The following is a 13,618-nucleotide window of genomic DNA, read 5'->3' on the forward strand; positions in this document are numbered from 1 at the left end:
CTCGGGCCGCGGCATCCGCTCTCGTCGTCTCAGCCGGTCTTCTTCTTGGGCGCGGGCTTCTTCGAGCCCTCGTCCTTCGACGCCCGCTTCTCCTTCGACTTCGCGACGCTCGCCCGCAGGGCCTCCATCAGGTCGATGACCTCGCCGCTCGTGCCCTCCTCGGCCTCGCCGAAGGCATCCGACGCGTCGAAGCCCTCGCCCGCGTCGATCTTGGCGTCGATGAGGGTGCGGAGCTCCTTCTGGTACTCGTCGACGAACTCCTCGGGGTCGAAGTCGCTCGAGTAGCTCTCCACGAGCGACTGCGAGAGCTCGAGCTCCTTCTTCGAGATCCGCACGTCCTCCTTCAGCGCCGGGAAGTCGACCTCGCGCACCTCGTCGGCCCACAGCAGCGTCTGCAGCACCAGCACGTCGCCGCGCACCCGCAGCGCCGCGAGCCGGGTCTTCTGCCGCAGCGTGAAGCGCACGATCGCGGTGCGGTCGCTCTGCTCGAGCGTCTTGCGCAGCAGCACGTACGCCTTGGGCGACTTCGAATCGGGCTCGAGGTAGTAAGGCTTGTCGAGCGTCAGCAGATCGACCTGCTCGGTCGGCACGAACTCGACCACGTCGATCTCGCGGCTCTTCTCCGACGGCAGGGCCGCCAGGTCGTCCTTCGTGAGCACCACGGTGTGCCCGTCGTCGACGTACGCCTTGTCGATGTCGGAGTACGCCACCGTCTCGCCGCAGATCTCGCACGTGCGCTGGTAGCGGATGCGCCCGCCGTCCTTGTCGTGCACCTGGTGCAGCGGCACGTCGTGGTCCTCCGTCGCCGAGTAGACCTTGACCGGCACGTTCACGAGGCCGAAGGTCAGCGCGCCCTTCCAGATGGTTCTCATGCCCCCAGTGAACACCAGCCGCACGAGCCGCGACCAGCCCTTGACTACGCTGGCCTCATGGTCGCAGAGGGTCAGATCGTCCAGGTCGAGGGTCGCCGGCTGCGCGTCACGAACCTCGACAAGGTCGTCTACCCCGAGACCGGCACGACCAAGGGCGAGATCATCGCCTACTACTCCGCCATCGCGCCGCAGCTGCTCCCGCTCGTCGCCGGACGCCCCGTCACCCGCAAGCGCTGGGTCGAGGGCGTGGGCACCGCGGATGCTCCGGCTGACGCCTTCTTCACGAAGCAGCTCGAGCCAGGCGCGCCCGACTGGATCCCCCGCCACGCGATCGAGCACTCGGACGGCCCGAAGGACTACCCGCTGGTCGAGGACGTGCCCACCCTCGTGTGGCTGGCGCAGGTGGCGGCCATCGAACTGCACGTCCCGCAATGGCGGTTCGCCGACGACGGGCTCCCCGGTCGCCCCGACCGCCTCGTGCTCGACCTCGACCCGGGCCCCGGCGTCGGCCTCGCCGAGTGCGCGGTCGTGGCGCGCATGGCCCGCACCCTTCTGACCGGCATCGGTCTCGACCCGCAGCCGGTGACGAGCGGGAGCAAGGGCATCCACCTGTACGCCGCGCTCCCGGGGGCGCAGACCAGCGCCGAGATCTCGGCCGTGGTCAAGGAGATCGCCCGGCTGATCGAGAACGAGCATCCCGACCTCGCGACGAGCACCATGTCGAAGGCAGTCCGCGGCGGCCGCGTGTTCCTCGACTGGAGCCAGAACAACGGCAAGAAGACCACGATCTCGCCGTATTCGCTCCGAGGTCGGTCTCGCCCGTGGGTCGCTGCGCCCCGCACCTGGGAGGAGCTCGACGACCCGGACCTCGCGCACCTCGAGTTCGACGAGGTGCTCGCCCGTGCGGCTGCGGGGATTGCACCCCTCCCGACGCTCTCCGCCCCCGCGGAAGCCGCGCCGATCCCCACGGAGCCGGCGCCCCCGCCGCTGGCGCCCCGTGCCGCACCGGCGCGGCGGCGGAGTACCCGGACCGCGGCCACCCCGCTCTCCTCGGCTCCGCCGCTCGCCCCCGGCGCGACGGCCGCCGGCATCCGCCCGATGCTCGCCGAGAACGGCACCCCGGCGATCGCACGGCGCCTGAGCACGCCGTCGTGGGTGGAGGTCAAGTGGGACGGCATCCGCGCGATCGGCACCTGGGATGCCGGACGGATGCACCTGCACGCGCGCAGCGGCACCGACATCACGGCGCGCTACCCCGAGCTCACCGCGGACGGTGCGCCCTTCCTCCCCGCATCCGACGCCGTGGTCGACGGCGAGGTCGTCGCGTTCGATGCCGAGGGCCGGCCGAGCTTCTCGCTCCTGCAGAACCGGATGCACCTGACCCGGCCGCGCGAGATCGAGCGGGAGGTCGTCCGCACCCCCATCGTGTACATGCTCTTCGACCTGCTCCGCCTCGACGGACACGACCTGACCGCCCTGCCGCTGCGTCAGCGGCGGAGTCTGCTGGAAGAGCTGGTCGCCGACCTCGACGCGCCGATTCAGGTGCCGCCGGTCTTCGACGACGTCGACGCGGCCCTCGCCGCCAGCGGCGAGTTCGGGCTGGAGGGAGTGGTCGTCAAGGACCCCGCCTCCCGCTACCGTCCCGGTACACGCTCCCCCGCGTGGCTCAAGCTCAAGCACACCCGCACGCAGGAGGCGGTGATCGTCGGCATCCGCCCCGGGAAGGGCGATCGCGAGCGCACGCTCGGCTCGCTCCTGCTGGCCGTGCGCGACGAGCCCGGCAGCCCGCTGCGCTACGTCGGCCGGGTCGGCTCGGGGTTCACCGACCGCATCCTGCGCGACCTGCTCGCGCAGCTCGATCCGCTGCGGACGAACGAGCCGCCCCTCGACGGCGTCCCCTCGCCCGACGCCTCCGACGCCCAGTGGGTGCGCCCCGAGCTCGTCGGCGAGGTCGAGTTCGCCAACTGGACGCCGGACGGGGTGCTGCGGCACGCCCGCTGGCGGGGTCTGCGTCCGGACAAGTCGCCCGACGACATCGTGCGCGAGAGCTGACCTCGGCGTCAGGCGTGGTGCGGGGCGCAGTCCGGCGACTCGGCCGCCTCGATCTGGAAGGTCGAGTGCGCGACGTCGAAGTGCTCGGCGAGGCAGCCCTGCATGTCGGCCAGGAGCCGGGTCGAACGGCCGTCCGCGAGCAGCGCCGGGTCGACCGTCACGTGCGCGCTGAAGACCGGCGCCCCGCGGGTGAGCTGCCACACGTGCACGTCGTGCACGCTTCGCACGCCCTCGTATCCGAGCAGGTGGGTGCGGATGTCACTGACCGCCGTCCCCTTCGGCGCGGACTCCGACAGCACCGAGAACACCTCCCGGAGCAGCGAGACCGTTCGCGGGATGATCATCACCGCGATGAACAGCGAGGCGATGGCATCCGCCGGCATCCATCCCGTGCTCACGATCACGATCGCGGCGACGATCACCGCCGCCGAGCCGATGAGGTCGCCCATCACCTCGAGGTACGCGCCGCGCACGTTGATGCTCGTGCGCTGCGCCCGGCTCAGCAGCCACATCGAGACGGCGTTCGCGAGCAGGCCCACGACGGCGACCGCGAGCATGAGCGGCCCCGCTACCTCGGTGTCCGTGGGGTCCACGAGACGGCCGACGGCCTCGACGCCGACCCAGCCGGCGAGCAGGATCAGGATCACGGCGTTGATGAGGGCGCCGAACACCTCGGCGCGCTGATAGCCGAAGGTGCGTCGATCGTCGGCCGGGCGTGCGGCCACGGCCGCCGCGATGAGGGCGATCACCAGGGCGGAGGCGTCGGTGAACATGTGCGCCGCGTCGGCGAGGAGCGCCAGCGACCCGGTGAGGACCGCGCCCACGACCTGCACGATCATGATGGTCGCGGTGAGGCACAGCGAGATCGTCAGCAGGCGGCGATGGCTCGCCGAGCGGATGCCGTCGGGACGCGGCGCGTGGTCGTGCATGCCTTCAGGCTAGACCGGGTTCCGGCCTTCGTCGGCGGTTTCCGGCTAGTCGGGAAGGGTAACGAGAACCAGTCTCAGCACGGTGCCGCGGCGCGTGTTCAGAGCTCGGCGAGGAGGGGCACCAAGTGCTCGAAGGCCCGGGCGCGGTGGGACTGCGCCTGCTTCTCCTCGTCGGTGAACTGACCCACCGTGCGCTCCGCGTCGGCGGGCTGGCCGTCCGGGATGAACACCGGGTCGTAGCCGAAGCCGCCGTCGCCCGCGGGCTCGTGCGCCAGACGCCCCGGCCAGTTCCCGACCACGACCCGCTCGCGGCCGTCCGGGGTCACGAGGGCGATGGTCGAGGAGAAGTGCGCGGTCCGATGCGGGTCGGCAATGTCGCGCAGCTGGTCGAGCAGGAGGGCGAGGTTGGCGGCAGCATCCTTCCGCTGTCCCGCCCAGTAGGCCGAGAAGACGCCGGGGGAGCCGCCCAGCACGTCGACGCAGATGCCCGAGTCGTCGGCCACCGCCGCAAGGCCGGTATGCGCCGAGGCGGCCCGCGCCTTGATCAGCGCGTTCTCGGCGAAGGTCACGCCGTCCTCCACCGGCTCGGGACCGTCGTAGCCGACGATCTCGAGATCAGGGCGCGTGCGCGCGACGATCTGCTGGAACTCGGCGACCTTGTGCGGGTTGTGCGTCGCGAGCACGACCTTCATGGTCACTCCGCCGCCAGCGCGGCGAGCTGGCGCGTGCGCAGGTCCGCGCATCCGTTCACACCGAGATCGAGCAGCGCGTCGAGCTCGCGCTTGTCGAACGGCGCCCCCTCGGCCGTGCCCTGCACCTCGACGAACAGGCCGCGGCCCGTGACGACGACGTTCATGTCGGTCTCGGCCCGCACGTCCTCCACATATGCCAGATCGAGCATGGGCTCGCCGTCGATGATGCCCACCGAGACGGCGGCGACCGAATCCCGCAGCGGAGTGGAGTTCTTCCCGATGAACTTCTTGTCGCGACCCCACTCGATCGCATCCGCCAGCGCGACGTACGCGCCCGTGATCGCCGCCGTGCGCGTGCCGCCGTCGGCCTGCAACACGTCGCAGTCGATCACGATCGTGTTCTCGCCCAGCGCCTTCGTGTCGACCACGGCGCGCAGCGCCCGGCCGATGAGGCGGGAGATCTCGTGGGTGCGCCCGCCGATGCGGCCCTTCACGCTCTCGCGGTCGTTGCGGCTGTTGGTCGCGCGCGGGAGCATCGCGTACTCGGCGGTCACCCACCCCTTGCCCTTGCCGGTCAGCCAGCGCGGGACGCCGTTGGTGAACGAGGCGGTGCACAGCACCTTGGTGTTTCCGAAGCTGATCAGCGCGGAGCCCTCGGCGTGCGAGCTCCATCCGCGCTCGATCGTGATCTCCCGGAGCTGATCCGGGGTGCGGCCGTCGGCGCGGACGATGTCAGACATGGAGTTCCTTCGGTCGGATGCGGGGACGCCTCAGCGGCGTTCGGACAGGGATTCGGGAAGGTGGATCACGCCGGTCTGGACGAGCTGCACGTCGCGGACCTCATGGCCCATCAGGCGGTTCGCGAGCGCGGTGAAGTCGGCGGCGGAGTCTCCGGTCGCCTCGTAGACGTACCGAGCCGTCGCATCGGGCGACGCGAGCGAGTCGCCGCGCACGAGCTGGCGGTACACGTCACCGGCGGTCTCATCGTCGCTGGAGACGAGAGTGACCCCCTCCCCCATCACGTAGCTGATGGCACCGCGGAGGAACGGGTAGTGGGTGCAGCCCAGCACGAGCGTGTCGACGCCCGCGTCGCGCAACGGCGCGAGGTACTCCTCGGCGGTCGCCAGCACCTCGGGCGTCCCGGTGATGCCGGCTTCGACGAACTCGACGAAGCGCGGACAGGCGGCGGTGAAGACCTGCAGCTGCTCGTTCACCTCGAGCATGTCCTGGTAGGCCCGGGAGCCGATGGTGCCGACCGTGCCGATGACCCCGACGCGGCCGTTGCGGGTCGTGGAGACCGCCCGCCGGACGGCCGGACCGATGACCTCGACGACGGGCACGTCGTAGCGCTCGCGGGCGTCGCGCAGCATGGCGGCGGATGCGGTGTTGCACGCGATGACGAGCATTTTCACACCCTGGTCGACGAGGGTGTCGAGCACCTCGAGGGAGTAGCGCCGCACGTCGGCGATCGGCTTCGGCCCGTAGGGCGAGTGCGCGGTGTCGCCGATGTAGACGAACGATTCGCGGGGCAGCTGGGCGCGGATGGCCCGTGCCACCGTGAGCCCGCCGACACCGGAGTCGAAGATACCGATCGGCGCGTCGTTCATGACTCCCCAGCCTACTCGTGCGCAGGACCGCGGCCGCCTCGCCTCACTAAGCTGAGCGGATGACGACCTCGACGGCGCTGCTCACCGACCGCTACGAGCTCACGATGCTGGCGGCATCGCTGCGGGACGGCACGGCCTCGCGCCCGAGCGTGTTCGAGCTCTTCTCCCGCCGCCTCTCCGGCGGACGGCGATTCGGGGTGGTCGCCGGCACCGGCCGACTGCTCGGCCTGCTCCGCGACTTCCGGTTCGGCGACGACGAGCTGCGCTTCCTCCGCGACAACGACGTGGTGGATGCCGTTTCCCTGCGCTACCTCGAGGACTACCGCTTCTCCGGCACGATCCGCGGCTACCGCGAGGGCGAGCTCTACTTCCCCGGGTCCCCCGTGCTGACGGTCGAGGGCAGCTTCGCCGACGCCGTGGTGCTCGAGACGCTCGCCCTGAGCGTGCTCAACCACGACTCCGCGGTCGCGACCGCCGCGTCCCGCATGAGCCTCGCCGCGGGTGAGCGCCCGCTCGCCGAGATGGGCTCCCGGCGCGCGGCGGAGCGCTCGGCGGTCGCCGCGGCGCGGGCGGCGTACATCGGCGGCTTCGGCTCGACGAGCAACCTCGAGGCAGGCCGCACCTGGGGCATCCCGACGATGGGCACCGCCGCCCACTCGTGGACGCTGCTGCACGAGTCCGAGGAGGACGCCTTCCGCTCGCAGATCGAGAGCCTCGGCACCGGCACCACGCTCCTCGTCGACACCTACGACATCCGCACGGGCGTCGAGACCGCGATCCGCGTCGCCGGCACGGGTCTCGGCGGCGTGCGGATCGACTCGGGCGACCTGCCGATCGTCGCCGCGGACGTGCGGGCGCAGCTCGACGAGCTCGGAGCCACGTCCACCCGCATCACCGTGACGAGCGACCTCGACGAGTACGCCATCGCCGCGCTGGCTGCATCCCCGGTCGACGCCTACGGGGTCGGCACCTCGGTCGTCACCGGGTCCGGGTATCCGACGGCGAGCATGGTCTACAAGCTCGTCGCCCGACAGGATGCCGCGGGCTCCTGGATCGGCGTCGCCAAGGCCTCCGCCGACAAGGCGTCGCACGGCGGGCGGAAGGCGGCGTTCCGCACCCACGAGGACGGCGTCGCCAGTGCGGAGACCATCCTCGTCGCGGACGGATTCGAGCAGCTGGAGTCTCCGAGCATGACGGCAGACGGCCGGCCGCTGCAGGTCACGCTCGTCGACAACGGCGACATCGACGACGCGCACGAGGGCGTCCCGGGCACGGCTGCCGCGCGGGCGCACCACCTGCGGGTGCGGGAGGAGCTGCCCGTGCGCGCTCTCGCGCTGAGCAAGTCCGACCCGGCGATCCCGACGGTCTACGTCGACGTCGCCTGAGCGCGTCGGTCAGCCGACCATCGACTCGTAGATCTCCTTGCACGTGGGGCAGATCGGGAACTTCTCGGGGTCGCGCCCGGGGGTCCACTTCTTGCCGCACAGCGCGCGCACCGGCTTCCCGGTGATCGCGGACTCGAGGATCTTGTCCTTCTTCACATAGTGGGAGAAGCGCTCATGGTCGCCCGGTTCGAGGTTCTCCTCCCGGAGGAGCTCTTCCAGTTCGCGATCAAGCGTTGTCACGCCGCCCTGATCGGGGCTGTCCAGCGGAGTACTCATTCCAGGATTCTAGCCGTGACCCGGCGCGCGCGGGGCGGAGTCATGCCGTCTCGACGAACTCCATGAGCCTCGCGCCACTGCGCTCGAAGATGTACCCGCCGACCGCCGCGCCCACGGCGAAGACGCCGAGACCGACGCCGAGACCGGTCCAGAACGTCGCTGCCGAGGCGGCGTCGCCGTCGATGACCGTCGACCCGAAGAGCCAGATCGTCGGAGCGCTCACGATCACGGCTCCGAAGAAGGCCGCGGCCGGACCGTAGATGCCGTGCGAGGTCGGCCGCTGGGGCTGCTGGAACGGGCTGTCGCCCGGTCGCGACACGGCGTACGGCGCGACGGCCGACACGATGCTCGAGATCCCGAGCGCGGAGAACAGCAGGCTGGCCGCGACGCCGGTGAAGGGCAGCAGCAGGTGCCAGTCGTCGATGATCATCAGGGTCAGGGGCACCGAGATCGCGAGCACCGGGATCGCCACCAGCAGCACCGGCACCAGCCGGCCGAGACGATCGGGGAGCCCGCGGACGCCGCTCGCCACGTGCGTCCAGAGGGCGGTGGAGTCGTAGGCCACGTCGTTGTGCGGCAGCCACCCGAAGAACAGCGCCATCACGGGGACGGGCACGAGAGCCGCGATCTCCAGCGGCACGCCCGCCACGAGCAGCGGCAGCACCGTGAGCACACCGGCGATCGGGACCACGATGACGTTCACGATGTATCGCCGGTCGCGGAGCCAGTAGACGAGGCTGCGCGCCGCGATGGCGCCGAACGCGTTCGAGGGGAGCAGACCGAACCAGCCGAGGCCCGTGCGTTCGCGCGCGGCGACCGGTCGCTCGGTCGTCGTGAGGAGGAGGCGGACGAGCCAGGACCACAGCGCCCAGAGGGCGACGGCGGTCACCACCGCGACGGCGGCGCTGACCCAGGCGGCGGCCTCGTCGTCGATCGGGAACAGCGCTCCCGGAGCGGCACCGAAGGGAGTCTCCGCCATCACGTCAGTCAGAGCGAGGAGCGTGCGCGGCACGTGACCGTCCCACCGGAACGACGCGAGGAAGACGGCGACGGGGAAGGCCACGACCAGCACCGCGAGCGCGAAGATCGCCGTGAGCTCTCGCGAGCGGCGTTCGGGCAGGAGCACCGCGTTGACGGCCATGCCGATGCGCGCCACGAGGACCGTGCTCAGCATGCCGAGGAGCGTCAGCAGCACTGCGAGGGGCCACGGGGCGCCCAGCGAGACGGCGGTCGCGCACGTGGTCGCCGACACCGCGAGCACCGCGAGGCTCGGGACGCTGACGAGCGAGGCCAGAGCGAGGATCCCCGGCATCCGCCGCTCGTCCACGCCGAAGACGGCGAACCGCCGCGGATCGAGCGGGTCGGCGGCGCCGACGAGCACCGGGCCGATCAGGAAGCCGAGCATGATCGCGGCCCCGCCCAGCACCGTCACGGTGCGGGCGACCGCGAGGGGCGCGTCGGTGAGGGTGTGCACCGCGAGGCAGACGAGAACCGTGATCGCGACGACGACGACCAGGGAGACGATCGACCGCAGCCGTCGCTCCCCCCGCAGGGAACCGACCAGCAGCGCGAGCCTCAGTCGGAGAACGTGTGCAGCCACTCGAGCCCCTCCACCTCGCCGATGCCGCCGGAGAGCTCGACGAAGCGCGCCTCGAGGGTCTGCCCTGCGCGCACCTCGTCGATGGTGCCCTCGGCGAGGACTTCGCCGTCGACGATGATCGCGACCCGCGAGCACACCCGCTCGACGAGATCCATGCCGTGGCTCGAGAGGATCACCGTGCCGCCGTGGGCGACGTAGGCCCGCAGGATGTCGAGGATGACGGCCGAGGACACCGGGTCGACGGACTCGAACGGCTCGTCGAGGACGAGCACGCGCGGCGAGTGGATCATCGCACCCGCGAGCATGACCTTCTTCGTCATGCCGGCGGAGTAATCCGACACCACGCGCCCGAGCGCGTCGCCCAGGTCGAACGCGCGGGCGAGGTCGGCGGCCCGCTTCTCGATGACGTCGGAGGAGAGGCCGCGGAGGAGCCCGTAGTAGTAGAGCAGCTGGCGGCCGGTCAGCCGGTCGAAGGTGCGCAGCCGGTCGGGCAGCACTCCCATCACGCGCTTGGCCGCGAGCGGGTCGGACGCCTGGTCGATGCCGCAGATGGTCACGGAACCCGCGTCGGCGCGCAACAGGCCCGCGACGATCGAGAGGGTGGTCGTCTTGCCCGCCCCGTTCGGACCCACGACGCCGTAGAACGACCCGGCCGGCACGGTGAGGTCGATGCCGTGCACCGCGTGGTTGTCGCCGAAGTGTTTGACCAGGCCCCGGATGCGGATCGCCTCGGCGGCGGAGCCGAGGTCGGCGGAGGGAGCGGGGGCGGGGGCCGGCGCGGCCCCGACATCGGATGCCGTCGGCGCGGCAGCATCCGTGCCCTGCGGCTCGGCGGCGACGGGCTCTTCCGCGGCGGGCTCCGCGACGACAGGGTCTTCGACCACGGGCTCCGCCACGACCGGCTCTTCCGCCACGACCGGCTCTTCCGCCACGACCGGCTCTTCGACCACGGGCTCGGCGACGAGGGGCTCCTCGACGACGCGCTCCTCGACGGGCTCGGGCTCGGCGCCGACGGGCTCCCCGGCCGGCTCAGGCTCGGCGACCGGCTCGGCGATGACCGGCTCTGCAGCCACGGGCTCGGCGACGGGCTCGGCGACGACCGGCTCGGGAGTCGCGATCGGCGCTTGCGCCGAGGAATCCGCGGGGGTCTCGACCGTCGGCAGCTCGCGGATCTCGTCGATCTCGACCGGAGCCGCGGTCTGCTGTGTCTCATCCGTCAACACGGAATCGGCGGCGGTGACCGTCTCGTGCTCGGCCGCGGCGCGGGCGGCCGCCGTCTTCGCCGCCGCGGTGCGGGCCGCGGCCGTCTTGGTCGCCGCGGCGCGCGAGGCGGCCGTACGCGCGGAGGTCTTCGCCGCGGACGCCTTCGCCGCCGCGGTCTTCGCCGCCGCCGTCTTGGCCGCACTGGTCCGCGCGGCCGTGCTCTTCGCCGCGGCCGTCTTCGCGGAGCCCGTCGACGCGGCCTTCTTCGCCGCCGCGGTCTTCGCCGCCGGCGCCTTCGCACCCTCGACATCCGCGCCGGTCGACTTCGCCGCGGTCTTCGGGGTCGTCTTCGGGGCGGACGTCGTTCCCGCGGTCTTGGCCGCCGCCGCCTTCTTCGCCGCCGCGGTCCTCGCCGCAGCGGTCTTCGCCGCCGTGCCCGCGGCACCGGCGCCCGTCGTCCGGGGCGCACGCGGCGTGCTCGGCACGTCGAGGCGCGGGGCCGCCGGCTCGGCGATCAGGTCCGCCGACGGAGCCGCCTTCTCGGCCGACGCGCGCGGCGCGGCCACGGACGCCTCGACTGCGGCATCCTGCGCCGCAGGGCGCTCCGTCGCGCTCGGGGCGGCCGGAGTCCTGCTCGCCGGCGCCTTCCCGGCCGAAGCCCTCCCGGCCGGGGTCTTCGCAGCCGGGGTCTTCGCGGCAGGGGTCTTCGCGGCAGGGGTCTTCGCGGCAGGGGTCTTCGCGGCAGGCGCCTTCTTGGCTGGAGCCTTCTTCGCCGGCGTCTTCGCGTCGCGCGACGGGGTCGTGAGCTTCCCCGCCGACGCGTCGGAGGCGGTCGCGGAGTCGTCCACCTGTTCGGTGCGGTCGTCAGGGGAAGCAGTCACCGTCCTACGGTACCAACGGCGCCTGAGTGCCGCGGGCGAGCCGTCACATCCCTGTGGGAAACCGATACGCACACCCCCTGGAACCCCGTCGTCCGAGCCTGTACGTTCGGTGTGGAGACGGTCACGAAATGGCAACGGGGTCACCCGGGCCGTCTGCTTCCCAGACTCCATCGCTACCATGAAAGCGGCACGAAGAAGTGTCCGGTCGGTGAACCGGCCATGAACACACTTTCCTTTAGGAGCACTCGTGACTCTTCAGACCGTCATCCTCGCAGCCGGAATGGGCTCGCGCCTGGGCCGTGCGCTGCCCAAGCCGCTCACCGAGCTGAGCGACGGACGAACCATCATGCGCCAGCAGCACGACAACATCCGTGCCGCCTTCGGCTCCGATGCCCGGATCACCACCGTCGTGGGATACCGCGCAGAGACCATCATCGAGGCGTTCCCCACGGCGAACTACGTGCACAACGAGCGCTACGACGAGACCAACACCTCCAAGAGCCTGCTGCGCGCCCTCGCGGCGACCGGCAAGGGCGGCGTGCTGTGGATGAACGGCGACGTGGTGTTCGACCCGATGATCCTGGGCCGTGCCGCCTCGTTCATCGAGCGCGATCAGTCCTTCGTCACCGTCAACACCTCCAAGGTCAGCGACGAAGAGGTCAAGTACACCGTCACCTCCGAGGGCTACATCAAGGAACTCTCCAAGACCGTCAAGGGCGGACTCGGTGAGGCGGTGGGCATCAACTACATCTCCTCCGCGCAGAAGAAGGCGTTCATGCGCCAGCTGCAGCGCGTCGAGGACCAGGACTACTTCGAGCGCGGCCTCGAGCTCGCGATCGCCGAGGACGGCCTGCTCCTCGAGCCGATGGACGTGTCCGACCTGTACGCGGTCGAGATCGACTTCGCGGAAGACCTCGAGCGGGCGAACCTGTTCGTCTGATCGTCGTCGCACTCCCGGGAGCCGCGTCCCCCTCGTCAGGGGCGCGGCTCCCGGCGTATTCGCGGCATCCTTTCCTAGGATCGGGACATGGCGCCCAAGGTTCACAAGATCCACTCCCTGCCCGACGACTCCCCCTGGGAGAAGGGCGTCCCGCCGGTCGGATCCTCCGAGCATCCGTTCGTCGTCCGCGGCCTCGACCGCGTGCTGTCGATCCAGCGACCGCTCGTCCTGGCGCACATCCGGAGCATTCGGCTGCGCAATCCTCAGGCGTCCCCCGCGGAGATCATCCGGATCCTCGAACGCCGCTACCTCGCGGCCGTCACCTCAGGTGGCGCTGCCGTCGGAGCGACCGCGGTGGTGCCCGGCATCGGCACCGGCGTCACCCTCGCACTCTCGGGGGTGGAGACGCTGGGCTTCGTCGAATCGACCGCCCTGTTCGCGCAGTCGGTCGCCGAGGTGCACGGCATCGCGATCGCGAACCCCGACCGCGCCCGAGCGCTGGTCATGACGCTGATGCTCGGCAAGGAGGGCGTCGACCTGGTCAGCCAGCTCGCCGGACAGCTCGCCGGCCGAGGCGGCTCGCGATCGGCGTACTGGGGCGAGCTCGTGACGAAGTCGCTGCCCCGAGCGGCGGTGGGTCCGCTGGCCGACCGCCTCAAGGGCGTGTTCATCAAGCAGTTCGCCACCCGGGGCGGAGCGTCGTTCATCGGCAAGGCGCTGCCCTTCGGCGTCGGCGCCGCCATCGGCGGAGCGGGCAATCACCTGCTCGGACGCCGGGTTCTCACCACCTCGCATCGGGCGTTCGGCGCTCCTCCCTTCACCCTTCCTCCCGAGCTCGAGCCCGTGCCGGGTGCCGAGAAGGTCGAGCTGCGGATGCTCCGGGGCGCGCGCTTCGCCGGATCGGCGGTCGTCGGCGCGGCCGGAACGGCGGCCCGCGGCGTGGGCTGGGCCGGGCGCAAGGTCGGGGAGCTGACCACCCGCCGCGGGCGGCACGGGAGCGACGACGAGCTCGAGGCCGAAGGGGTGCAGGGCACCCATGAGCTCCCCCGCGACCCCGGCTCCGACTCCGCGCCGAGCTGACCGGACCGCCGGGCGGGACCGCGGACCCCGCCAAAGGATCCGGCGACCCGTTGTGCCGAGCATCCAACGGAGCGCGCCGACCCGACGCTAGGGTGGAATCC

12 protein-coding genes are annotated in these 13,618 nt (G+C 71.4%); 4 read left to right on the forward strand and 8 right to left on the reverse strand.

Annotated features, from left to right (window positions below):
• Window positions 1-29: 29 nt before the first annotated feature.
• Window positions 30-872, reverse strand: a complete 843-nt coding sequence (gene ku / locus AB3M82_RS12910) for a non-homologous end joining protein Ku (RefSeq protein ID WP_412958342.1) — start codon at window positions 870-872, stop codon at window positions 30-32.
• 57 nt (window positions 873-929) lie between these two features.
• Here ku and ligD point away from each other — a divergent pair, with 57 nt between their 5' ends.
• The gene (gene ligD, locus AB3M82_RS12915) at window positions 930-2,924 is read left to right on the forward strand and encodes a non-homologous end-joining DNA ligase (RefSeq protein WP_412958343.1); all 1,995 of its coding nucleotides are present in this window, start codon (window positions 930-932) and stop codon (window positions 2,922-2,924) included.
• 8 nt (window positions 2,925-2,932) lie between these two features.
• Here ligD and AB3M82_RS12920 read toward each other — a convergent pair whose 3' ends face one another.
• The 4 genes from AB3M82_RS12920 to murI all read right to left on the reverse strand — a co-directional run bounded on the left by AB3M82_RS12920 (window position 2,933) and on the right by murI (window position 6,152).
• Complete coding sequence (locus AB3M82_RS12920; protein ID WP_412958344.1) at window positions 2,933-3,853, reverse strand: cation diffusion facilitator family transporter; 921 nt, start codon at window positions 3,851-3,853, stop codon at window positions 2,933-2,935.
• A gap of 98 nt (window positions 3,854-3,951) precedes the next feature.
• On the reverse strand, window positions 3,952-4,545 hold the full coding sequence (gene rdgB, locus AB3M82_RS12925; RefSeq protein WP_412958345.1) for an RdgB/HAM1 family non-canonical purine NTP pyrophosphatase: 594 nt from the start codon (window positions 4,543-4,545) through the stop codon (window positions 3,952-3,954).
• A gap of 2 nt (window positions 4,546-4,547) precedes the next feature.
• Window positions 4,548-5,285: a ribonuclease PH gene (gene rph / locus AB3M82_RS12930; protein ID WP_412958346.1), complete on the reverse strand. Its 738-nt coding sequence runs from the start codon at window positions 5,283-5,285 to the stop codon at window positions 4,548-4,550.
• Window positions 5,286-5,315: 30 nt separating this feature from the next.
• Complete coding sequence (gene murI / locus AB3M82_RS12935; protein WP_412958347.1) at window positions 5,316-6,152, reverse strand: glutamate racemase; 837 nt, start codon at window positions 6,150-6,152, stop codon at window positions 5,316-5,318.
• A gap of 59 nt (window positions 6,153-6,211) precedes the next feature.
• Between murI and AB3M82_RS12940 the strand changes: the two genes are divergently transcribed.
• Window positions 6,212-7,537 (forward strand): nicotinate phosphoribosyltransferase, encoded by a 1,326-nt coding sequence (locus AB3M82_RS12940; protein WP_412958349.1) that lies wholly within the window; start codon window positions 6,212-6,214, stop codon window positions 7,535-7,537.
• A gap of 9 nt (window positions 7,538-7,546) precedes the next feature.
• Here the strand turns inward: AB3M82_RS12940 and AB3M82_RS12945 are convergent, their stop codons facing one another.
• From AB3M82_RS12945 to AB3M82_RS12955, 3 genes are read right to left on the reverse strand one after another with little or no spacing between them, the layout of a single operon-like run.
• Entirely contained in the window at window positions 7,547-7,813 is a 267-nt protein-coding gene (locus tag AB3M82_RS12945; protein WP_045256059.1) for a DUF3039 domain-containing protein, read from the reverse strand.
• 40 nt (window positions 7,814-7,853) lie between these two features.
• Complete coding sequence (locus AB3M82_RS12950) at window positions 7,854-9,413, reverse strand: hypothetical protein (RefSeq protein WP_412958351.1); 1,560 nt, start codon at window positions 9,411-9,413, stop codon at window positions 7,854-7,856.
• Window positions 9,389-11,497 carry an ABC transporter ATP-binding protein gene (locus tag AB3M82_RS12955; RefSeq protein WP_412958352.1) on the reverse strand — a complete coding sequence of 703 codons (2,109 nt, stop codon included), beginning with the start codon at window positions 11,495-11,497 and terminating at the stop codon, window positions 9,389-9,391. Before AB3M82_RS12955 ends, AB3M82_RS12950 begins: the two co-directional genes overlap by 25 nt.
• Window positions 11,498-11,744: 247 nt before the next feature.
• On the opposite strand from AB3M82_RS12955, the gene AB3M82_RS12960 reads away from it, so the two are divergent.
• Window positions 11,745-12,437 (forward strand): phosphocholine cytidylyltransferase family protein, encoded by a 693-nt coding sequence (locus AB3M82_RS12960; protein ID WP_412958353.1) that lies wholly within the window; start codon window positions 11,745-11,747, stop codon window positions 12,435-12,437.
• A gap of 87 nt (window positions 12,438-12,524) precedes the next feature.
• Entirely contained in the window at window positions 12,525-13,517 is a 993-nt protein-coding gene (locus AB3M82_RS12965; protein WP_412958354.1) for a hypothetical protein, read from the forward strand.
• The last annotated feature ends 101 nt before the right edge of the window (window positions 13,518-13,618 follow it).

The sequence above is a fragment of the Microbacterium californiense genome, assembly GCF_047246625.1.
Classification (GTDB): domain Bacteria; phylum Actinomycetota; class Actinomycetes; order Actinomycetales; family Microbacteriaceae; genus Microbacterium.